Consider the following 22,054-nt stretch of genomic DNA (forward strand, 5'->3'; position numbering starts at 1 on the left):
ACATTGGTCTTCTTCCCTTAGCACTATAAAAAAGACTAGAACAAACGTTCAACCATACCAGTTTGTCCTAGCCATTCTGTAATTTAGACATTTGTCCATTTTCTAAAAAAGGTATTAATTACTAATGACTTTCTCAATATACACTCTGCCAGAAAAGAAAGTCGCCCCGCCTCCCATATCAGCGACTCTATCAGGTGTGAGGGTATTAACGAGATGTTTCTTACCTGGCTCATCAGCCCAAAGACCTTGACTAACAACAACCCCAGGAAGTACGTTTTCTCCGACAGCAGCGGTTAACTCACATTCTCCTCGATTATTAAAGATTTTTACTAGATCTCCATCTTCAATTCGATAAGCCTGCGCGTCCTTGCTATGCAAATGGATTTTTGGTTGTTTTTCTAATTTAATATGCTTGTCATTATTTGAAAAAGTACTATTTAAAAAATTATGGTTCGGTGCTGGTACGAATAAAAATGGCGCATCGCCTTCATCTACAATTGGATTGTAGGTCGGCAGTGGATTTAAACCGTCCTTCTCCATTAATTCAGAATAAAGTTCAATTTTTCCACTTGGTGTCTTAAGTTTGCCAGGAAGTAATGGACGTACGTCTGCTTTCATAAAGCGATTTTCTTTTAGACGCTCAAAATTAATTTCCTTCATATACTCATTCTTTGTATTCGCTAAAGCGGATGTGATTAAATCTTCTTCGGAATCCTTAAATAAATCTTCAGTATATCCCATATAATGTGCTAGCTGTTGAAAAACAAGATGATTGGACCTTGACTCACCATACGGTTCTATGACTGGTTCATGCAAATGAATATAATGGTGCCAATAAGACGTGTAAAAATCTGTATTCTCATATGATGAGGTAGACGGCAAGATGATATCAGCATATTGAGCTGTTTCTGTTAAGAATAAATCATGAACAACTAAAAATAAATCTTCTCTTTCAAGCCCTTTTTTCACTAGATTACTATTTGGTGCAATAACAGCCGGATTACTACCATAAACGTACATGGAGCGGATAGGTTCATCTTTTTGTACTAAAGCTTCACCTATGAGATTCATATTAATCGATCTTGTCTGTTTATTTGCTAATAAATCGGGACGCTGCATAGCCGCGGTATTGAAAGCTAAAAACCCAGAGTTTGATTTTAGTGCGCCACCACCTTTATGCAGCCATTGGCCTGTTAGAGCAGGAAGGCAGGATATGGCACGTACATTCATCCCACCATTATCATGATGTTGCAATCCATTGCCAATCCGGATAAATGACGGGGTACTCTGACCATACTCTCTTGCTAATTGATAAAGATCATCAATAGATACCCCTGTAATAGAAGAGACTACTTCTGGCGTATATTTTTTTATATGTGTTCGTAATTGCTCATGTCCAATGGTATACGTTTCAAGAAATTCCTCATCTACCATATGCTCAGCGAACAAGATATGCATCATCCCAAGTGCAAGCGCACTATCCGTACCTGGTTTAATGGGAATAAACCAATCAGCCATTTTGCCTGTTTGATTTTTATGGACATCAATCACGATGATTTTTGCTCCATGTTTTTTTGCTTTTCGGGCAAGGATAACTTGATGCATATTCGTACTGACAGCATTAATTCCCCAAAGGATGATGAGCTTGGCTTCACTTGTTTCTTCCGGATCTGTGCCAAAGCCTCCACCCATTGTGTAACGGTAACCTTCTTTACCTGCTGCTTGACAAACTGTTTGTTCTAGTCTACTGGCACCTAAGCGGGAAAAGAATCGGCGGTCCATTCCTTCAGCAGCCACTCTACCCATATTACCGTAAAAGCTATAGGGAAGAATGCTCTCAGGGCCGTGTGTTTTAATTAAATCTTTCCATTTATCTGTAATTATTTGTAGTGCGTCATCCCAACTGATCTCCTCAAATTGAAGACTACCTTTTGGACCAGTTCGTTTGAGAGGGTGAGTTAATCTCTTTGGGTCATATAGCCGTTCAGCCATATTTCTTACTTTATTGCAAATATTCCCTTGCGTAACAGGATGGTTAGGATCGCCTTCGACTTTAATGATTTTCCCCTCTTTTTTATGTATGAGTAAACCACATTGGTCTGGACAATCAAGTGAACAAACGGACGTGAAAATGCCCTCTTTCTCGGTGTGAATCGTCATTTTGTAATCTCCTTTATTCTTGGCAAGCTTTATTGTCTATTTAGCATGTTTTTATTAATAATTATTATAATAGGTTACTTCTCTTCATCCTGCAATGATAAAATATTTATTTCTATTGACAATTCATAATTATTAACATATGATACTTTCATATTAATTAAATTCTATTCAATTCGTTGACGAGAAAGAGTAGTTGTGCACATCTTATCCAAAGAGAGTTAGCCATTTGCTGAGAGGCTGACGTTAAGACCACAATGAAAATCCTCTCTGAGAAGCAAAGCTGAAGTGAAACTAAGCTTTGACGGCATCCAACCGATAACCTGGACGCGTATGATAGTACGTAGTGAGAGCAAATACAAACCACTACAGTTGGTTTTTTTGTTTTTTAGAGGGGATATTTTAACTCGATTCTACGTATAGGAATCGAGTTTTTTTCGTATATGAAGGGATATCGAAAGGGGTCTTTATAGATGAAAGAACGAGATGTGGAAAAGGAGAGGAAGATTGCTGATTATTGGCAAGAAGCACGGATATTTCAAAAGTCCATACAGCAAAGGCAAGAAGCGCCATCCTTTGTTTTTTATGAAGGCCCGCCAACAGCAAATGGTATGCCGCATGCTGGTCATGCACTTGGTCGAACGATAAAAGATTTTGTTGCCCGTTATAAAACAATGACGGGACATCAAGTTTTAAGAAAAGCAGGGTGGGACACACATGGGCTCCCTGTAGAACTTGAAGTACAAAAGAAATTACAATTGCATAGCAAAGAGGATATTGAAGCATTTGGTGTAGAAGCATTTATCGCAGAGTGTAAGAAAAGTGTATTCACATATGAAAAAGAATGGCGACAGTTTACTGAGCTATTGGGCTATTGGGTGGATATGGATAACCCTTATATCACGCTCGATAATGAGTATATTGAATCAGTTTGGCATATATTGTCACACATTCATCAAGGTGGGCGTTTATATAAAGGACATCGAGTTGTCCCGTATTGTCCTCATTGTGAAACGTCCCTAAGCTCGCATGAAGTCGCACAAGGATATAAAGATGTGCATGATCTTTCAGCAACAGTTAAATTTAAAGTGGCTGAAAATGAATACTTACTTTGTTGGACAACAACGCCTTGGACGTTACCTGGAAATGTAGCTGTAGCGGTAAACCCTAAGCTACGTTATGTGAAAGTCGAGCAAAATAATGAACGATTGATTGTTGCAGAAAGCTTGGTTTCAACTGTACTTAAAGAAGGTTACAAAGTTATCGAGTCTGTACGAGGTGAAGAATTAATAGGAATGAAGTATGTAGCACCATTTTCATTTGTGCCGCTCAACAAGGGGCATATGGTGATTGCTGCGGATTTCGTAAAGGATGATGCAGGAACTGGGTTAGTCCATATTGCCCCTGCACATGGTGAAGATGATTATCAAGCTGTAAAAGAAAATGGATTAGATTTTCTTCAAGTTGTGAATGAGAAAGGGAGATATGTGCAACAAGTTGCCCCGCTTGCAAATAAGAGAGTGAAAGAAAGTGATGTAACAATCATTCAAATGTTAGCACAGCAAAATCTACTTTATAGCAAGAGGAAGTATGAGCACAGTTATCCGTATTGCTGGAGGTGTGATAATCCACTGATTTATTATGCGATGGAAGGATGGTTCATTCGAACAACTGATGTCAAAGAAAAAATGATAGACAATAATCAAATGGTTGAGTGGTACCCAACGCATATGAAGAATGGTCGATTCGGTCACTTTCTTGACCAACTTGTTGATTGGAATATTGGAAGAAATCGTTTTTGGGGGACGCCGTTAAATGTATGGACTTGTCAAACATGCGGATTAGAAATTGCCCCAGGTTCCATGGCACAATTAAAAGAAAGAGCGATTGAAAAAGTAAATGATCGCATCGATCTGCACAAACCTTATGTTGATCGCATTCATTTGAGATGTTCTTGTGGTGGTGAAATGAAGCGAGAGAAAGAGGTCATTGATGTATGGTTTGATAGTGGTTCAATGCCATATGCTCAATATCATTATCCTTTCGAACAGACAACGCCATTTAAAGAACAATTTCCCGCCGATATTGTAATAGAGGGAGTAGATCAAACGAGAGGATGGTTCTACAGTTTACTAGCCGTATCCACCCTTTACAAAGGTGTTGCACCTTATAAAAATGTCTTATCTCTTGGCCATATATTAGATGAGCAAGGACAAAAAATGTCTAAGAGCAAAGGGAATGCTCTAAATCCTACATCGTTAATTGAAGAGTTTGGCGCAGATGCATTAAGATGGGCTCTTCTTAGTGATAGTGCCCCTTGGAATAATAAGCGATTTTCTAAAAAGACTGTTCAACAAGCAAAATCAAAAATAGTCGATACGTTGAGGAATGTTTTTTCCTTCTATGATATGTATGCAAAGATAGATGGCTTTGATTTCAGACAACATCGAGTCAAGGAATTTGCACTCATTGACCAATGGATACTTTCTAGATTGCATCATACGATTGCGGAGGTAAGAGAAGGGTTAGAGCGTTATGACTTTTTTAAAAGTGCTAGATTACTGGCAGAATTTTTGGATGATGTGAGTAATTGGTATGTAAGACGATCCCGGCAAAGATTCTGGAAGGAAGGGTTAGATCACGACAAAAGGGCAGCGTATACAACTCTATACGAAGTACTTCTGCAATCAACACGATTATTTGCACCATTTATGCCGTTCGTCACTGATGAGATTCACCTACAATTAGTCGGCAGTAGCGTTCATCTAACTGACTACCCTAAGCAAGAGAAAAAGAAGACTAACATCCAATTAGAATCCGAAATGAAAGCTATTCGACAAATTGTTGAACTCACTAGATCAATCAGGATGTCAGCAAATATCAAAACAAAGCAACCACTTCAAACATTAATCGTAAGTGTTGTTAATGGGAAGGTTAATTTGTCATCCTATGAACAGATCATAAAAGATGAAACAAATGTAAAAGACATTGTTTATGAAAAATATGTAAATAATTTTATGATGATTGAGTTAAAAGTTAATTACGCAATTGCCGGCAAAAAGTTCGGTAAAAGAGTAAAAATGATTGAGCAGGTAATAAAAGGATTAACTGCCCATGAAAAAGATAGGTTACTGACGGATGGAATAGTAAATATAGAAAAAGATGGAGAAATGCTCTTTTTAGAAAATGAGGATGTGTTAGTAGAGAAAAAAGCAAAACACCCATACAGGTTTGCGGAAGGAAAAGATTGTACAGTCCTACTGGATATCGGATTAACAGAAGAGCTTTTGCAGGAAGGGTTAGTGAGGGAAGTAATTAGAGAAGTGCAAAACACTCGAAAAAAGAAAGGGTTAGCGGTTGAATTACGTATTCATCTAACAATGTTTGGCAATGACAGGGTTTTAAGTGCATTAGAGAAGTTTTCAGCGCTTTTACAAGAATCATTACTTGTCCAGACAATTACATTAGCAGAAGTTGAAGAAATGACAAATATTGATGTTGATGGAGAAACAATCAAAATCAAAATAGACCATTAAACAATGAAAAATCACAGCCAATGGCGGATGGCTGTGATTTTTACTGGGGGATATGTTGTTTAACCATTCATCACGTATCCATGTCCCTACAAAAAGTGTAATGGTAACCTTTTAGTATAGGCTTTGATTAATAAGCTATTAAAGTTTCGTCTGATGAGAATGCGACTGAATTTGAATAGTGGATGAATGATATTTCAACAATAAGTATTTGATGTAGGCTTGTAGGTTAAATTCATTATTCTTAACAAAATACGAAAAGTTAGTTCTTTTCAAGCTTAATCACAACCTTTTATATGTACTAAATAAAATGATCACCATTGAATATACCGGCCCCACCTTCGCCAAGTACGTTGATAGCCACACTTGCTATCCGCCTAATACTTAGTATATATGAAAACGCTTACATAAACAATAAAAAATTTTCTCTTTATTTCGACAAAAAAATAAGTAAAATGAGCATACTTTATTGGCGGATTATAAGCTATAATTGCTTAGGTAGTCGAAATATAATATATTCATTTTTTTGAGGAAGAAGGTTAAACATGCATACGTTAGGAGGCAAGCTTTGGACCAGACAGTATATCATGGCCCTTATGCTTACTTTTTTATTTTTTTTAAGTTTACAATCCTTGTTAGGGGGATTTCCAATCTATGTTACTACATTAAGTAATAACCCGACATATGGAGGGTTAATGACAACAGCATTTATGATTGCTGCTGTTATATCTAGGCTTTTCTTAGGCTTATGCTTACGGTATTTGAATCAAAAAGCGTTATTAATTCTATCTTTAATAGGTATGTTGTTGTTTATTTTTGTGACAACATTCACAAATTCTATCGTTCTATTCACTATCCTTCGCATACTACAAGGAATTGCTTTCGGTTTTATTACTACTTTATTAGCAACAATAACCACAAATTTAATTCCTGACCACCGTTTAGGTGAAGGAATCGGTTATTTTGGCTTAGCTACTAGTGTAGGTACAACAAGCGGACCTTTTTTGGCTATTTCAATGATTAATGTTTATTCATTTGAATCCGTTTTGTACTTTTCTCTTATTCTTATTATAGTGATTACAATTGGTAGTCTTGCGCTTAAAACTTCTCAAAACATAAATCAGCAGGCAGTTAGTAAATTGTCAATTGTTGAATCTGCTTTTGATTCACGCGCTTTTTTACCATGCTTTTTAGTATTATTATTTTATTTTACGTTTGCTGGAGTGGTGAATTTTATTGAAGGCTTAGGAAGTTCTATTGGAGTTGGGGAACAAACCTCTTTATTCTTTCTCATCTTAGTGGCGATGCTCATTATCATTCGCCCATTTTCAGGGAAAATTTTCGATCGCTTTGGACATGCTTATTTAATATATAGCGCAACAATTGCAGCATTTATCGGGTTGTTACTGATTGCATTTGCTAAAGGTGTTTCAACCTTATTTATTGCCGCTGTTTTTTATGGCATTGCATATGGTGTCATGCAACCGACATTCCAAGCTTGGGCTGTTAGCCTCGTACCAAAAGAAAAAAGAGCGACGGCTAACGCCATGAGCTTAAGTTTTATGGATATGGGTTTAGCAATGGGTGCACTACTGCTTGGTATCGCTGCAAACGAAAAGGGATACGGTTTTATGTACATCCTATCTTCTTTACTAGCCGTCGTTATCTTTCTGCTCTATTTTGTTGCTCATATAAGAAGAAAAACCAAATTAACGCCATTGCCATCTCATAACAGAAAAGCTTCGTAAATGGATAATGTCTTGGTATTCTTTGTCATTGCTTTCTTTCTTATCATGTTTCTTATCCATATTTTTTGGGGAAAGTAACGTCATAATCTTCTATAGGCTGAAAGGATAATGACAATGAACTTAAAAGCTGGTAAATTATTTTGGCCAATGACAATGAACGACGTGAAAAAGTATGGCTGCTTGCAGGAGAATAAGAACTGTGATGTGTGTATTATTGGCAGCGGTTCGAGTGGGGCTTTTCTTGCTTACCATTTAGCGAAAGAAAACATTAGAACGATCGTCATTGATAAACGAAAAATCGGTATGGGTAGTTCCTCTGCAAATACTGGATTACTACAATATAGTAATGATAAATCATTTACATCTTATATTAACTCTTTTGGCTTAAGTAAAGCGAAAAAGCATTTAAAAAACTGCTTTGAATCAATATCTCATTATGAAACCAACATTCTGCCAACTTTAGAGGATAATCCAGATTTTTTTAAAAGAAAAAGCTTATATTTTGCATCTAAAAGAGAAGATATGAAAATGCTGAAAAAAGAGTTTGCCAATTTACAAGCTCATCAGTTTCCTGTGCGTTTTTTATCAAGGAGAGATATGAGAGATCGTTGGTCCTTTGAAAAAGAAGGTGCCATTGTTACTGAAGGAGATGCTGAGATTAATATATTTAAAAATATTCACTATTTACTAAGTGCGGCTAGTAAAAAAGGAGTAGAGATTTTTGAAGAAAGTGAAATTGTAGGCCAAAAATGGGGAAAAGATACGGTCAAATTATATACTGATAATAAAAGCGTTATTCAAACGAAATATGTAATTTATGCGACAGGGTATGAAGCTCAGATGGATATAGCTGAAAAAAATGCAATGATTGTGAGCACATATGCTTTAGCTACTAACCCAGTTGATTATCAATGGCCAGAAGATATGTTCATTTGGGAAACTGCCAGACCCTATTTGTATTTACGCCGTACATTAGATAAAAGAATCATTATTGGAGGCCTTGATGAGTCAACTTCAGACTCTAGAAAAAGAGATAGGATGTTAGTTCAGAAAAGGGATCAATTATTAAAACAATTACTTTTGTTGTTTCCCATGTTAAAGGACAAGTTAGAACCTGCCTATTACTGGACAGGCTTTTTTGGAGAGACTCATAATGGCTTACCAATGATCAAACAACATCCGAATTACTCAAACGGGTATTATCTTCTCACATATGGTGGCAATGGCACGGTATACAGTATGATTCTATCGGATTTAATGAAGAAATTTATTGTCAATGGAGACTCAAAGGGTATGGAACTATACTATCATTAGAGTGATATAGTGAGAAAGTTCACACAGTTTGTTTAATAATAGGATTGATTGTAATCACCCTTATCGTTTTGTATAATCACAGATGAGGGTTATTCTATTCTTGACTAAAGTATCAGTCAAGGAAAAATGAAAGACGAAAGGACCAATTAAATGAGTAAACAACAAATAGGTGTTATTGGATTAGCAGTAATGGGGAAAAACCTTGCTTTGAATATAGAAAGTCGTGGCTTCTCAGTAGCTGTTTTTAACCGTTCTTATGAAAAAACAGAAGCATTCTTACAAAATGAAGCAAAGGACAAGAACTTTACTGGCGCTGAAACTATTGAAGATTTTGTTCAATCACTGGAAACACCAAGAAAAATCTTGTTAATGGTTAAAGCGGGTGCAGCGACAGATGCGACAATTGAATCGCTAAAGCCATATCTTGAAAAAGGCGATATCTTAATTGACGGTGGTAATACATATTTTGAAGATACCATCCGCCGTAATCAAGAATTAGCAGAAGAAGGCTATCATTTTATTGGTACAGGCGTTTCTGGTGGTGAAGAGGGAGCTTTAAAAGGACCTTCAATCATGCCAGGTGGTAAGAAGGAAGCATTTGACCTTGTACAACCGATTTTTGAAGCTATTTCTGCTAAAGTAAATGGCGATCCTTGCTGTACATACATTGGTCCAAACGGGGCTGGTCATTATGTGAAAATGGTTCATAATGGGATTGAATATGGTGATATGCAGTTGATTTCTGAAGCTTATTTTATTCTCAAACATGTACTTGGTTTAGAAGCGAATGAACTTCATGAGACATTTGCAGAATGGAACAAGGGTGAGTTAGATAGCTATTTAATTGAAATTACAGCTGATATCTTTACAAAAGTAGATGACGAAACTGGCAAACCACTCGTTGATGTGATTCTCGATAAAGCGGGACAAAAAGGGACAGGTAAATGGACAAGTCAAAATGCTTTAGATCTTGGGGTGCCTCTTCCGATTATTACAGAATCTGTATTTGCAAGGTTCATTTCCGCAATGAAGGAAGAAAGAGTTCATGCGAGCAAGATTCTTGCAGGACCTAAAGAGGACACCTATAGTGGAGACCGTACGGAGTTAATAGAAGCTGTTAGACAAGCATTGTATATGAGTAAAATTGTCTCTTATGCACAAGGGTTTGCTCAAATGCGCGCAATGTCTGATGAACAGAATTGGGATTTGAAATATGGCGATATTGCTATGATTTTCCGCGGAGGTTGTATCATTCGTGCCCAATTCTTACAAAAAATTAAAGATGCTTATGATCGTGAACCAGCATTAGCAAATTTATTATTGGATCCTTATTTTAAGGAAATCGTTGAAAGCTACCAGTCTTCATTAAGAAAAGTTCTTTCTATTGCTATTGAACAAGGTATTCCTGTACCTGCATTCTCGAGTGCTATTGCTTATTTTGATAGCTATAGAACGGCAACATTACCAGCTAATCTACTGCAAGCACAAAGAGACTATTTTGGAGCACATACGTATCAGCGAGTAGATAAAGAAGGAACGTATCATACTAATTGGATGGAAAAGTAAAGAATGAAACTAGAAACGATTACCAGCTTTAGTATGGTATAATGTTAAAGGAAGCTAGAAAGGGAGGTATTTTACAATGAAATTTTTCATTGATACAGCAAATTTAGATGAAATTAAACAAGCATACAAGTTAGGTGTCCTTTCAGGCGTAACAACTAACCCTTCACTTGTAGCTAAAGAAGGCATTAAGTTTGAAACAAGAATTGAGGAAATCCTTCAAACTGTACCAGAATTAGAATCAGTATCTGCTGAGGTCACTCCTTCTGCAGAAACAGCTGAACAAATGATTGCAGAGGCTGAGGAACTGATTAAGATAAATAATGGTGATAAGAACATTACTATTAAAGTGCCAATGACAATGGCAGGCCTTGAAGCAACAAGATATTTATCCAAAAAAGGTGTTAAAACAAACGTCACATTAATCTTTACTGTGAACCAAGCATTACTTGCTGCAAGAGCTGGTGCTACTTATGTTTCACCATTCTTAGGCAGACTTGATGATATCTCAGAAGACGGGATTAACCTCGTTGCTAAAATAGCTGAGTTATTCCGGATTCATCAAATAGATGCTCAAATTATCGCTGCATCTGTTAGACATCCGGATCATGTCACAAGAGCTGCATTAGCAGGTGCTCATATTGCGACAATTCCGTACAAAGTAATTGAGCAGTTAACGAAGCATCCATTGACAGATCAAGGGATGGAGAAGTTCGCTGCTGATTGGAAAACAGTATAAGCTTTTTTAAACCCTCTCCTTCATTTTTAGGAGAGGGCTTTTTGATTAGTCTGTTGTTCTATACGAATTAGAAAATTATTGATTTTGCGTGCCCAACAATCTTGTGAGGAGAATGGGTTACATAGTAATTAGAGCAGAACTAAAAAGAGTATGTGCGCAAGCTTCGATAATGAAATGGGAATATATAGCTGAAAAACATCCTTTTCTCTGTCCATTCACCCTTTCTGGTAAAAGGAAATGGCAGAAAATTTATACATAACTCTTTGCCAAATAATTAAAGACACTCAACATTCGACTTGTGTTCCCCAGTAGAAGTTTGGTTATTCGACTTGTTCATCCTCTGTATGCTTTTCTCTTTCTTGAATAGTCACCCAATCATTGAAACGACCACTTCCTTCGCATCCTGGACAAAAGAGTGTATCAGAATGTAGGGAGTACATAAGGCTAGGATATAATAAAAAGCCTTGTCCGTAGCATTCTGGGCATCTATTACTTCGTTTCATCTTTTCTAAATGTTTATGTTCTCGCGCATTTTTCCATTGATTAAAAGATTTACCTAGACTCATCGGCTTCACCTCTGATCATCGCTTTTTAATGAAGCGATAAATTGTCGTGATGCTAGACAAACTACTGTTAAACTTCATGCTTCAATTATGAAAGGACTTGAATATACCCGTACATCTTATAGCGAGCAAAAGTTTTTAACCATTTCTGTTAATTATTATATTAAAAAGAATTATTTTTGCTCATACTTTATGAGAGGAAATGAAAAATATTTTGTTAGATTAACGAAACTTTCGGGCAGCGAATCTATTTGGTATAATAGAAGAGTATAATAGGTTCAATTCATTTAAAGGAGTCTTGTCAATGGAAGTATTAAATCAGTTGTTATCCACCTATGCATCATTTTTTGATTGGTCAATGTGGAAAGAGGTTCTTACAGATCCTGTTTCTTGGGGATATATAGGTACACTCATTGTCCTAGAAGGTCTATTATCAGCTGATAATGCATTGGTATTAGCCGTTATGGTTAAGCATTTGCCGAAGGAGCAGCAAAAAAAAGCACTTACTTATGGCTTAATTGGCGCTTATTTTTTCAGATTTCTCTTTATCGGTTTAGGTATGTGGCTGATTAAATTTTGGTGGATTAAAGTACTAGGAGCCGCTTATTTAGCTTACTTAGTGATTAAACAATTTTGGCTTAAAACCCCTGAAGAAGATATTGACGGAGTAAAGAAAGACGGTTGGATGATTCGTACTTTTGGTGTTTTTTGGGGAACGGTTATTTCAGTAGAGTTAATGGATTTAGCTTTTTCTGTAGATAGTATATTGGCTGCCTTTGCTGTTTCAGATAAAGTATGGATTTTGTTAATTGGAGGTATGCTGGGTATTTTAATGATGCGTACAGTAGCTAAGTTATTTTTAGTGCTAATTGATAAGATTCCTGAGTTAGAGACAACAGCTTTTATTCTTATTGGAATCATTGCAATTAAAATGTTATTAAGTGTGTTCCATATAGAGATTGGACATCTATTATTTTTTAGTATTATCATTGCAGCCTTCGTTATCACATTTTTTGTTCATATTTATCATAATAAACAAGGTGGACATGATCACGTGGCATAAGAAAAAGGCTAAGATTCCAAAAGGAAAACTTAGCCTTTTTGCTTGTCTTATTTATTAAGAATAGTTTCTTCCACATCTTCAATGATTTGTGTATTCGCTATTGTTCCAGTGTATAACCACCCTGTGTCTCTAGAGAATTCATACACATTCTCATTTTTCACTGCCGGAATATTTGCCCATAATGGATCAGATAAGACTTCTGCACCTTCACCATCGCTATTAATAAAGAATAGGTGGTCAACATCCATATCTGCTAATTTTTCTAATGAAATCGCAGACCAGTTTCCAGTAGCATCTGCTGAAATTTCTTCAACGACAGAAGGAACGGCCATACCTAAATCATTATAAATTACATCACCTGCAGAAAGATCCTTACTTACGACAAATAAACTGTTATTCACTAACCAAATAGCTGCAGCAGATTCACCAGCATGATCTTTTTGTAGCTCCTCTTCAACTTGTGCTGCTTTATCTTCGTACTCTTTAAGAACTTCAGTTGCCTTATCTTCTTTACCGAAGATTTCACCAACTGTTTCAAGTTCTGTACGCCAATCACTATTTTCTTCTTCACCAATCACGTAAGTTGGAGCAATTTTCGCATATTGATCATATTTACCACCTTCAACCATACCTGCTCCATCCATAATTATCAAATCTGGATTTTGACTAGATATAGCTTCTAAAGGTAAATCATGAGCAATTGTAGGTACATCTTTTAAATATTCTTGAAGGTATTCTTGTTTGCCGTTAGCAACTGACCATTGTACAATAGGTGTAATGCCTAAAGCGACAAGATGATCTTCTAAGTATGTAGCAACTACTCGTTCAGGATTAGCAGGAATTGTTACTTCGTTTCCTAATGCATCAGTTAATACACGTTCCTCGGTTTGCTCAGCTGCTTGGTTTGAGTCATTGTTACTATTTTCAGCATCCTCATTACCACAACCAAAAAGGGCAAGAGATGTTGTAATTGTAGCAATTAATAATAAGTTTTTTTTCTTGTGAGATAAAAACAAGATGTTAACCTCCTAAATGAACTATGATATAATTAGCCTATGCAAATGATAACAATTATCACTATCGATTACAAGATATTTCTTGCACAACTTGATGAAAGAGAGATACATAATGGCTTTACTTAATGGAACAAATACGAGTAGAAATCGTTTTTTTGCGATTATGATCGTCACATTTGGTACAATCATCCTTTGTTTATCGATGGCTGTTTCCATTGCTTTTGGTGCAGTGAATATTAATCTTTCAACTGTATGGGAAAGTGTTGTATCATATGACCCATCTAAAACGACGCATCAAATTATTATTAATTTAAGGATGCCTCGAGTGGTGGCAGCAGCACTAGTTGGATCTGCACTTGCCATTGCCGGAGCAATTATGCAAGGGATGACAAGAAACCCACTAGCTTCACCATCCATTATGGGGGTTACCTCTGGGGCTACATTTGCTATTGCAATGGCTTTAGCCTTTTTTACCTCTTTAAGTCCGATTGGAACCATGTTTGCTGCGTTTATCGGTGCAAGCATTGGAGCAGGGCTTGTTTTTGGTATCGGAATGCTATCACGAAATGGGCTGACTCCTGTTAAACTGGCTCTTGCCGGTTCCGCTATTACGGCCCTTTTAAGTTCTATCTCATCTGCAATTGCCATTCACTTTAATGTCGCAAAAGATTTAAGCTTTTGGTATGCAGGTGGTGTGGCTGGTATCCAGTGGGAAAGTGTTGGCCCTGCTATTCCTGTTTTTATTATAAGTATTATCCTAGCAATTATGATTAGCAGTTCCATTACTGTCTTAAGTATGGGTGAAGATGTTGCTATCGGACTAGGGCAAAAGACAGGTTTGATCCGTACAATTGGTTTTTTAGTTGTTTTGCTCTTAACTGGAGCAGCAGTTTCTATATCGGGTACGATTGGATTTGTGGGTCTCGTGATCCCACATATGATTAGGTTTTTAGTTGGAACAGATTACCGCTTAATCATTCCTTGCTCAGCAGTATTAGGTGGTCTACTACTTGTGTTAGCGGATATTGGTGCGAGAATGATTAATCCTCCTTTTGAAACACCAGTTGGTGCTATCATGGCATTGATCGGTGTACCTTTCTTTCTTTATTTAGCAAGAAGGGAGGGTGGAAGATAATGATGTACAAATCTAGAAAACAAAAATGGAAAGTGGTTGTATTCTTTCTAACGATATTATTAGCTTTACTATTCATTGCTAGTTTGAGCTTTGGAGCCAGTTTTATTTCACCCGTTGCTATTTTCAACAGTGTATTATCTTCTACACCTGGTCAATATGATTTAGTCCTTTTCGAATTTCGTTTACCAAGGATTGTTCTAGCCATTTTAATTGGTATTGGCATGGCAGTTTCTGGTGCGATATTACAAAGTGCGACTCAAAACGGTCTAGCTGATCCGGGGATATTAGGAATTAATAGTGGTGCTGGATTTGCTGTAATTTTGTACATCTTTTTTACACAAGGTATTAGATTTGAATCTGAGTTATTACAACTGTATATTCTGCCTATATTTGCATTATGTGGGGCGCTGCTTGCAGCATTTTTGATTTATATTTTCTCGTGGAAAAAGTCTTCTGGTGTTACACCTATTAGGTTAATCTTAGTAGGTATAGGTATTAATGCGGCTTTTTCTGCGTTAATTATTATCCTCCAATTAAAAATGGACCCCCGTTCCTTTACACAAGCAACTGTTTGGTTATCGGGTAATATTTCTGGGGTGAGTTGGAGTTATACTTATGCTCTTTTACCATGGTTAATTGTGCTGTTACCCATTGTGTTATTCAAGGCGAGGTATTTAAATGTTCTTACACTAGGGGATGCGATGTCTACTGGCTTAGGTGTCAATGTCAATCGTCAAAGAAAATGGTTATTATTACTTGCTGTTGGACTAGCTGGTTCTTGTGTGGCTGTTGGTGGTGGCATTTCATTCTTAGGTCTAGTGGCTCCTCAACTAGCAAAAAAACTCGTAGGGCCAAGAAACGAAATTTTATTACCTGTTTCAGCGTTAGTCGGTGCGGTGTTACTACTCTTTTCAGATCTTGTTTCACGTACCATTTTAGCACCTTCAGAAATTCCAATTGGCTTAGTCGTTTCTGCAATTGGCGCACCTTACTTTATTTATTTATTAATTAAAAGCTAAATCGACCATACTATCGTTAACAATAGATGAAGGGTATGAGCACATGGCTAAAAAGGAAGAAAATAATAGTAAGGAAATCGACCATCTCAACTCTATGCTTGCAGCTGTAATGAATTATTTAACAGATGAAACAGTCGAGGAGATAGACTTTGATTATCTTCTTGATTCTACTGAAGGACTGAGACAGTGGTGGAATGAGTATGAAGAACGCCATAAGAAGGAAATTGCAAAAGAAATTAAACAATCTTTAGAGGGTTTATCTTTAAAAGAATTAATGCAAATCAAAAAACAAATCACACCTTAAAGTCTTCACAGTAAAAGTGGAGGCTTCTTTCTTTTTATATATGTAATAAAATTATTTAACATTATTTTTGTAATTAAGAAGCAATTAGTTGTTTTCAACATACGTCTCTGATAATATTTTTTACAGTTCTATACTTTATACATAATGTGAAGGGGAAAAATATGCTTACATTGTTCGTTGGCATTACAATGATACTTATTTACGGCTTAACTTGTTACTATATTGGCTTTAATATATGGCGTTGGTTGAGTAAAACTTTTTCTTTTCGATTCAAAAAAACATTTATCGTGGTTGTTTTTCTTCTTGCAATATCATTTTTTGTTGGATTTGCGATTCATCTGCCGGTCATTGAATGGATTGGTGGATATTGGCTTGTCATTGTTGGCTATGGTATTCTCCTATTACCGATTATCAATTTGCTTTATTTTATTTCAAAGAAAAATGCTAAATTTTTCACTTACTCAGGTTGGGCGATTGTTGCGTTTTTTACGTTTGTTTTTGTATATGGTACATATAATGCATGGACTCCGATTGTGAGAGACTATCAAATAACAATCGATCAACCGACAGAAGCAAAAGAAGGGAAGTTAAAGGTTTTATTAGCGGCAGATTTGCATCTGGGTACGATTATAGGAAATAATCATCTTGAAAAGTTGGTGAAAATAGCGAACCAGGAGAAACCTGATATTATTCTTATACCTGGTGATATTATTAATGATGATATTACCCCATATGTAGAACAGGAAATGAATAAAACGATGGCAAAACTAGAAGCCCCACTAGGTGTTTTTGCTTCTCCTGGTAACCATGATTATTATGGTGGTGATAATGAACAGTTGAAAAAGGAATTAAATGATATCGGTATTCATTATTTAATGGATGAAGCAGAAATTGTAAATGACCAATTTGTAGTAATTGGCAGAGAGGATTTAACGAACCCAAATAGAAAAACCATAGAGGAACTTATTGCTACGAATAAAACAAAAGATTTACCCGTTATTGTATTAGATCATCAGCCTCATGAGATTACAGAAGCACAAGTGGCTGGAGCAGATGTGATATTATCTGGTCATACACATAGGGGGCAGTTATTTCCAGCAAATTTAATTACTGCGAAATTGTTCGAGAATGATTGGGGTTATATGCAAAAAGAGCAATTACATTCTTTTACTACTTCAGGATTCGGATTATGGGGGCCAACACTACGTATAGGATCTCAATCAGAAGTAATGATCATTGAAATAGATTTTCGATAAAAAACCATCTCCAGAGATAATGCTGGAGATGGTTTTCCTATGTTTGTCTATTTAAATAAATTCAGGAGGAATATCATTTAATTTGGTTACTTTCCCATATATCATACTCACCGCTGCCATTACAGCTTGCACAGTAGTAGGCATCGTCGTCCATAAACATATATTCTTGACCAGCAAAATATTGAAATCCTTTTCCACGACAATCAGGGCATTTTTCGAGATCTTTCATCTTCTCTACGTGATTAGCATATCTTGTTTCACGCCACTCGTTAAAAGCATTGAGTAATCCCATGAAAGTCCCTCCTTACTTTTTCTACTAGTTTGCATCAAAGTGTGGAGAGATATACCTACTTTATTTTTTTAATGTGTCTTCACAATTAGAAGTAATCTTTCTCTTTTTAGTAGTCCAAACAAGAAGTGTGGGTAATAAGAAACCACGAACAACAAAAGTATCCAGTAAGATACCAATAGCCATCGTCATTCCGAAAAGATATAATTCCTGTAGAGGTTGTGTGATAAGCACTGCAAAAGTTGCTGCTAATATAACCCCTGCAGACGAGATGACTCCACCTGTTAGCGTCACGCCTTCTTTCACAGCTTGAATCCATTCAACTTCTTTTGCTCTTTCCTTAATTCTTGCTAGCAACATAATATTATAATCAATTCCAAGGGCTACCATAAAAACAAATGTATAGACGGGTATTCGATAGCTGATGGCATCTAGCCCTAGTAAGTATTTAAATATCAACCAACTGAAGCCTAATGAGGCAAAATAAGATAGTAAAATAGTTGCTACCATAAGGAACGCCAATTTAAATGATTTGGTTTGAATTGATAGTAGCCCTATCAGCAGTAGGGTAACAAGTGTTATCAAAACGATAGTATCCCGTTGATTCATCGATTGGATATCAACTAATTTAGCCGTTTGTCCGATTAAATATAGTTGAGTTTCTTCAGAATCAAAACCAGCATTTTTCATTAACTCATCTTTTTGTTGCAACAAGCTTTCCACCGTATCCATACTCGATTGTTCATAAGGGTGATCATCTAGTATAATTTGAAAGGAAAAACTATTTAGAGAATCTGATTGAAAACCTTTTGGTAATGATACTTGTTCAGATACCATCTCATCTGTAATGGAAGGCGAAATAGTTGATATTCCTTCTGTTTCTTCTATACTTTTTGCCAACGCCTGCAAACTTGCTACATTTTCTCCAACATTGTTTGTCGCAATTTGATCTTGATGTACTAACACTGTTAACGGCGCTAATTGTCCGGCTGGATAGTTCTCTTCTAAGATTTCGAAACCTACACGTGAGGATAAATCTTCGGGAAACGATTTTAATAAATTATAAGAAGGACTAATCGTGCTGAATTGATAAGCACTAAGCCCAAAAATAATTAATAGTAAAACAGCCATTCTTTTTGGGTATGTCACAATCAATTGACTAGCTTTTTCCCAAAACGGATGCTTATTAGTATCTGCTGCATCCATTTGAGGAATAAATGGCCAAAAGGCTTTTCTTCCAAATAAGGCAAACATGCTGGGAATCAAGGTTAAACCTGCTAATAAGATTAATATGACAGCTACAGCAAACACTGGTGCAAAATGATTATAGGGCTTAAAAACAGTAAAAAATAATGTCAGCATTGCCATTAAAATAGTACCGCCACTAAAGAAAATAGGCTCAGCTAAAGGTGTAGCCGCATGGTGCATCGCTTCATAATGAGACGGATATTTCTTCAATTCACTTCGATACCTAGAAAAAATAAAAAGACTATAATCAGTTATGACAGCAAATAGAAGGACGAGCATAATAGAGATACTGGCACTATCGACAGTAAACCAATCCCATTTTCCTGCTATACCAAGGATGCGGTCAATCACACCATATGCGATTAAGGCAATTATTACTGGTATGATTGCAATGATTGGTGAACGGTAAATAACCATCAGTAAAAAGAATATTAGTAAGATGGTTGTAATCATAAGCACAAAGTCTGCATTTTTAAAAAGGGTCACTGTATCAGCGGATATACCTGCTGGTCCTGTTATTTCGAACTGAATATCTGTTGCTCCCATTCGTGTGAATTGTTTACGTAAAGAGTCAAATGCCTGATTAGCGACATCAGAATCTATATTTTCTTTTAAAGATGCATTTATAATTAAAGTGGATTGATCTTTAGAAAACATTTGATTTTGTATAGATTCATTAAATTGATGAAAAGGGAGGGCAGAAGAAAATGCTTCTGGCTTGTCATCAGTTGTTAACCATTCACTAAAAGAAGTAATTTTTTCTCGATCTTCAACTTTAAGACCACCTTCACGGTGGAAAACGAGTAAAGCAGTTAATCCATCATCTGATGGATATTCTTCTTCATATAAGTCTTGAGCGATTTCTGATGGCATTTTGCCAGATATACTGCTTTCACTACTATTTGAAGCATATTCTTTCGAACCAGGTGCAGTAAAACTTAATAGGATCATAATGACGATCCAAAAGAATATGACCCATTTAGCTCCTTTTTTACTGCTGGAAAATTGCACGATTTTTTTTAATGATTTCATTATTCGTTTCATCTCCTTCAAAATCAATCCTATCTAGCTAATTTGAACGGAGAATGAACATTAGATGACATTTGATTTAGCCTAAGCCAACGTAAGCAAAGAAAATAAAAAAACATGTTAGATTATTTAACAAAATAGATGCAGAACGAAAAGAATCATAATATAGTAAGTATATAATCCTAAGCCCCACTTGGGAGGAAGCCTGATAACTATTGTTATCAGGCTTTTTTTGATCGTTGTGGTTACCGTCTGAAAAATTTAGTCATTTTAGAAATGAAATGATGGAAATATGACAATTTTGATAGTGGGGAAGTTCTCTTATGAGAATGAAGAAAAAATTAATTATATGCCTACATGAATCCAAACGCAAGATGAGCTTAACCGAGGTAAAACAACGTGTTCTGAATAGAAGGAATGAACGAATGATTTTTATTACAAAGTACAATATATAACGCTCGTTTAATATGTTATATCGAATTTTCTTAAATTAAATGCTATGTAATTGTTGATCCACAGCGGATAATACTTCTCCAATCTTCCTCTCATTAATGACTAAGTCAGCATAATGATCGAGATCGGTTGATTCTTCATTAATGATTATTAACTTTGCTCCTGCTTCTTTTGCGATTAAAGGAAATTGATTGGCTGGAGCTACAGAAAGAGAGGAACCTAAAACAATAAAAAGATCGCAGGATGAAGAGAGATGTGACGCATCTTCGAAAGCTTTATTTGGTAACTGCTCACCGAATAGTACGATAGAGGGTCTTATCTTACCACCACAGTGACATTTGATTTGTTGCTTTATAAAATCGTCTCTATCCTTTGTCTCCCCACAGCTTTGACAGTGAAATCTTTTTAAAGTACCGTGCAGTTCTGCTACATGTGTAGAACCTGCTTCTTGATGTAGACCATCAACATTTTGCGTAATAATACCTTCAATTAACCCTTGTTTTTCCCATTGTGCAAGAATGCTATGCCCTTTATGAGGCTTTACAAGCTGTACACTGTTCACTCTTTCTTGATAAAATTGCATAAAATCACTGAGCTGATTGTTCAATGCGTCAATACTAGCTAATTGCTTTGGGTCGAATTGCTTCCATAATCCTGTAGATGAGCGGAAATCTGGTAAACCACTTTCTGTAGACATACCAGCCCCGGTAAAAACAACTGTTGCATGTGCATTTTTCAGCCACTTTGTTAACATATCCAATTCATCTCCGCCTTTCATTACTTTTTATTATTATAGACAATCAAGTATCGAAGGAAAAGAAATTCAGACTATGGCTAGTTTTTAGATGATGATATTTGATATTAACTATAGCGTTTGTTTAAAAATTTGATGATATAATGGCCATACACACCACAGATCAATCAATGTGAAAGCTTCATAAGAGTTAATAGATTGGGGGATTTGTAAAATGATAAAAACAATTGATATTACTGACTTTGAGTCAGCTCAAGAGGTGTTCTCCATTCAAATCGCAGCATATAAAATAGAAGCTTCGATTATTGGTTCATATGATTTACCCCCATTAAAAGAGACAATAGAAACGCTGCAAAATTGTGGGGAAACTTTTTTTGGTTATTACAGCGAAGAACGGTTATATGGGGTTATATCAATCGAAATTGATAGGCATGTGATAGAGGTTTGTCGTTTAGTGGTCCACCCAATCTTTTTTAAAAAGGGCGTTGCACAAGCACTATTAAACTTTATTGAGGATGAAAACAAGTCAAAAAAACTGAAGGTTTCGACAGCAACTAAAAATACACCAGCAGTCAATTTTTATAAAAAAAATCGTTTTCAATTGGTGGACGAGAAGATAGTAAGTGAGCATATTACTTTGGCTTTTTTTGAAAAAAGCGAGAAAAAGCTTGATTGATAAAACGAGTTTGAAATTGAAAACTAATAAAGTCGCCCACCGAGCAGACTTTGTCACTAGGTGGGCTACAAGGCGAAGCAAACTGGTTTTAGCGGGAAAGAAATTTTTATTCGTTAATATCTTATGATATCAGGACAAGTATGTGCATCATACGAATAAAAAAATACGAAAAATCGGTATGTAAAACAATAAGAA

Annotated in this window: 17 protein-coding genes; 11 read left to right on the forward strand and 6 right to left on the reverse strand. The window is 36.1% G+C overall.

The genetic code is table 11. The annotated features are described in order from the left end of the window. Window positions 1–114: 114 nt before the first annotated feature. Window positions 115–2,160, reverse strand: coding sequence for a molybdopterin-containing oxidoreductase family protein (locus MKX29_RS19370; RefSeq protein ID WP_341107157.1), 2,046 nt, complete (start codon window positions 2,158–2,160; stop codon window positions 115–117). Window positions 2,161–2,630: 470 nt separating this feature from the next. Between MKX29_RS19370 and ileS the strand changes: the two genes are divergently transcribed. The 5 genes from ileS to fsa all read left to right on the forward strand — a co-directional run bounded on the left by ileS (window position 2,631) and on the right by fsa (window position 11,054). After that, the gene (ileS, locus tag MKX29_RS19375) at window positions 2,631–5,693 is read left to right on the forward strand and encodes an isoleucine--tRNA ligase (RefSeq protein WP_341107159.1); all 3,063 of its coding nucleotides are present in this window, start codon (window positions 2,631–2,633) and stop codon (window positions 5,691–5,693) included. Between the two features lie 542 nt (window positions 5,694–6,235). Further along, window positions 6,236–7,438 (forward strand): MFS transporter, encoded by a 1,203-nt coding sequence (locus tag MKX29_RS19380; RefSeq protein ID WP_251161768.1) that lies wholly within the window; start codon window positions 6,236–6,238, stop codon window positions 7,436–7,438. A gap of 114 nt (window positions 7,439–7,552) precedes the next feature. Beyond that, a complete protein-coding gene (locus MKX29_RS19385; protein WP_341107161.1) occupies window positions 7,553–8,752 on the forward strand; it encodes an NAD(P)/FAD-dependent oxidoreductase in 1,200 nt (399 codons plus the stop codon). Window positions 8,753–8,902: 150 nt separating this feature from the next. Beyond that, window positions 8,903–10,318, forward strand: coding sequence for an NADP-dependent phosphogluconate dehydrogenase (gene gndA, locus MKX29_RS19390; RefSeq protein WP_224938415.1), 1,416 nt, complete (start codon window positions 8,903–8,905; stop codon window positions 10,316–10,318). A 76-nt stretch (window positions 10,319–10,394) separates the two neighbouring features. Next, window positions 10,395–11,054, forward strand: a complete 660-nt coding sequence (gene fsa, locus MKX29_RS19395) for a fructose-6-phosphate aldolase (protein WP_224938414.1) — start codon at window positions 10,395–10,397, stop codon at window positions 11,052–11,054. A 320-nt stretch (window positions 11,055–11,374) separates the two neighbouring features. Here the strand turns inward: fsa and MKX29_RS19400 are convergent, their stop codons facing one another. Beyond that, a complete protein-coding gene (locus tag MKX29_RS19400) occupies window positions 11,375–11,620 on the reverse strand; it encodes a methionine aminopeptidase (RefSeq protein ID WP_095373030.1) in 246 nt (81 codons plus the stop codon). Window positions 11,621–11,921: 301 nt separating this feature from the next. On the opposite strand from MKX29_RS19400, the gene MKX29_RS19405 reads away from it, so the two are divergent. Next, on the forward strand, window positions 11,922–12,680 hold the full coding sequence (locus MKX29_RS19405; RefSeq protein WP_224938413.1) for a TerC family protein: 759 nt from the start codon (window positions 11,922–11,924) through the stop codon (window positions 12,678–12,680). 47 nt (window positions 12,681–12,727) lie between these two features. Here the strand turns inward: MKX29_RS19405 and MKX29_RS19410 are convergent, their stop codons facing one another. Further along, window positions 12,728–13,696: an ABC transporter substrate-binding protein gene (locus MKX29_RS19410; protein ID WP_341107164.1), complete on the reverse strand. Its 969-nt coding sequence runs from the start codon at window positions 13,694–13,696 to the stop codon at window positions 12,728–12,730. Between the two features lie 112 nt (window positions 13,697–13,808). On the opposite strand from MKX29_RS19410, the gene MKX29_RS19415 reads away from it, so the two are divergent. The 4 genes from MKX29_RS19415 (at window position 13,809) to MKX29_RS19430 (ending at window position 17,410) form a co-directional block, all read left to right on the forward strand. Further along, the gene (locus tag MKX29_RS19415; RefSeq protein WP_224938411.1) at window positions 13,809–14,831 is read left to right on the forward strand and encodes a FecCD family ABC transporter permease; all 1,023 of its coding nucleotides are present in this window, start codon (window positions 13,809–13,811) and stop codon (window positions 14,829–14,831) included. A 2-nt stretch (window positions 14,832–14,833) separates the two neighbouring features. Further along, the gene (locus MKX29_RS19420; protein WP_404826629.1) at window positions 14,834–15,850 is read left to right on the forward strand and encodes a FecCD family ABC transporter permease; all 1,017 of its coding nucleotides are present in this window, start codon (window positions 14,834–14,836) and stop codon (window positions 15,848–15,850) included. A gap of 43 nt (window positions 15,851–15,893) precedes the next feature. Further along, complete coding sequence (locus MKX29_RS19425) at window positions 15,894–16,154, forward strand: hypothetical protein (RefSeq protein WP_341107167.1); 261 nt, start codon at window positions 15,894–15,896, stop codon at window positions 16,152–16,154. A 161-nt stretch (window positions 16,155–16,315) separates the two neighbouring features. Beyond that, on the forward strand, window positions 16,316–17,410 hold the full coding sequence (locus MKX29_RS19430; protein WP_341107169.1) for a metallophosphoesterase: 1,095 nt from the start codon (window positions 16,316–16,318) through the stop codon (window positions 17,408–17,410). A gap of 73 nt (window positions 17,411–17,483) precedes the next feature. On the opposite strand, the gene MKX29_RS19435 is transcribed toward MKX29_RS19430, so the two are convergent. From MKX29_RS19435 to MKX29_RS19445, 3 genes are all read right to left on the reverse strand, one after another. Next, window positions 17,484–17,702 carry a methionine aminopeptidase gene (locus tag MKX29_RS19435; RefSeq protein ID WP_095373037.1) on the reverse strand — a complete coding sequence of 73 codons (219 nt, stop codon included), beginning with the start codon at window positions 17,700–17,702 and terminating at the stop codon, window positions 17,484–17,486. Between the two features lie 60 nt (window positions 17,703–17,762). Next, entirely contained in the window at window positions 17,763–19,979 is a 2,217-nt protein-coding gene (locus tag MKX29_RS19440) for an MMPL family transporter (protein WP_341107170.1), read from the reverse strand. 487 nt (window positions 19,980–20,466) lie between these two features. Further along, window positions 20,467–21,183, reverse strand: a complete 717-nt coding sequence (locus MKX29_RS19445; RefSeq protein ID WP_224938504.1) for an NAD-dependent protein deacylase — start codon at window positions 21,181–21,183, stop codon at window positions 20,467–20,469. A 214-nt stretch (window positions 21,184–21,397) separates the two neighbouring features. Here MKX29_RS19445 and MKX29_RS19450 point away from each other — a divergent pair, with 214 nt between their 5' ends. Then, entirely contained in the window at window positions 21,398–21,859 is a 462-nt protein-coding gene (locus MKX29_RS19450; RefSeq protein WP_341107173.1) for a GNAT family N-acetyltransferase, read from the forward strand. The last annotated feature ends 195 nt before the right edge of the window (window positions 21,860–22,054 follow it).

The organism is Cytobacillus sp. FSL R7-0696, from assembly GCF_038006865.1.
GTDB lineage: Bacteria > Bacillota > Bacilli > Bacillales > Cytobacillaceae > Cytobacillus > Cytobacillus kochii.

What these genes read in the sequence shown, in the direction of transcription:
- MKX29_RS19430 (WP_341107169.1), top strand. Translation starts at nt 16,316, where the DNA reads ATGCTTACATTGTTCGTTGGCATTACAATGATACTTATTTACGGCTTA.
- MKX29_RS19425 (WP_341107167.1), top strand. Translation starts at nt 15,894, where the DNA reads ATGGCTAAAAAGGAAGAAAATAATAGTAAGGAAATCGACCATCTCAAC.
- MKX29_RS19380 (WP_251161768.1), top strand. Translation starts at nt 6,236, where the DNA reads ATGCATACGTTAGGAGGCAAGCTTTGGACCAGACAGTATATCATGGCC.
- MKX29_RS19445 (WP_224938504.1), bottom strand. Translation starts at nt 21,183, where the DNA reads ATGTTAACAAAGTGGCTGAAAAATGCACATGCAACAGTTGTTTTTACC.
- MKX29_RS19415 (WP_224938411.1), top strand. Translation starts at nt 13,809, where the DNA reads ATGGCTTTACTTAATGGAACAAATACGAGTAGAAATCGTTTTTTTGCG.
- MKX29_RS19450 (WP_341107173.1), top strand. Translation starts at nt 21,398, where the DNA reads ATGATAAAAACAATTGATATTACTGACTTTGAGTCAGCTCAAGAGGTG.
- MKX29_RS19420 (WP_404826629.1), top strand. Translation starts at nt 14,834, where the DNA reads ATGTACAAATCTAGAAAACAAAAATGGAAAGTGGTTGTATTCTTTCTA.
- fsa (WP_224938414.1), top strand. Translation starts at nt 10,395, where the DNA reads ATGAAATTTTTCATTGATACAGCAAATTTAGATGAAATTAAACAAGCA.
- MKX29_RS19400 (WP_095373030.1), bottom strand. Translation starts at nt 11,620, where the DNA reads ATGAGTCTAGGTAAATCTTTTAATCAATGGAAAAATGCGCGAGAACAT.
- MKX29_RS19405 (WP_224938413.1), top strand. Translation starts at nt 11,922, where the DNA reads ATGGAAGTATTAAATCAGTTGTTATCCACCTATGCATCATTTTTTGAT.
- gndA (WP_224938415.1), top strand. Translation starts at nt 8,903, where the DNA reads ATGAGTAAACAACAAATAGGTGTTATTGGATTAGCAGTAATGGGGAAA.
- MKX29_RS19440 (WP_341107170.1), bottom strand. Translation starts at nt 19,979, where the DNA reads ATGAAATCATTAAAAAAAATCGTGCAATTTTCCAGCAGTAAAAAAGGA.
- MKX29_RS19370 (WP_341107157.1), bottom strand. Translation starts at nt 2,160, where the DNA reads ATGACGATTCACACCGAGAAAGAGGGCATTTTCACGTCCGTTTGTTCA.
- ileS (WP_341107159.1), top strand. Translation starts at nt 2,631, where the DNA reads ATGAAAGAACGAGATGTGGAAAAGGAGAGGAAGATTGCTGATTATTGG.
- MKX29_RS19385 (WP_341107161.1), top strand. Translation starts at nt 7,553, where the DNA reads ATGAACTTAAAAGCTGGTAAATTATTTTGGCCAATGACAATGAACGAC.
- MKX29_RS19435 (WP_095373037.1), bottom strand. Translation starts at nt 17,702, where the DNA reads ATGGGATTACTCAATGCTTTTAACGAGTGGCGTGAAACAAGATATGCT.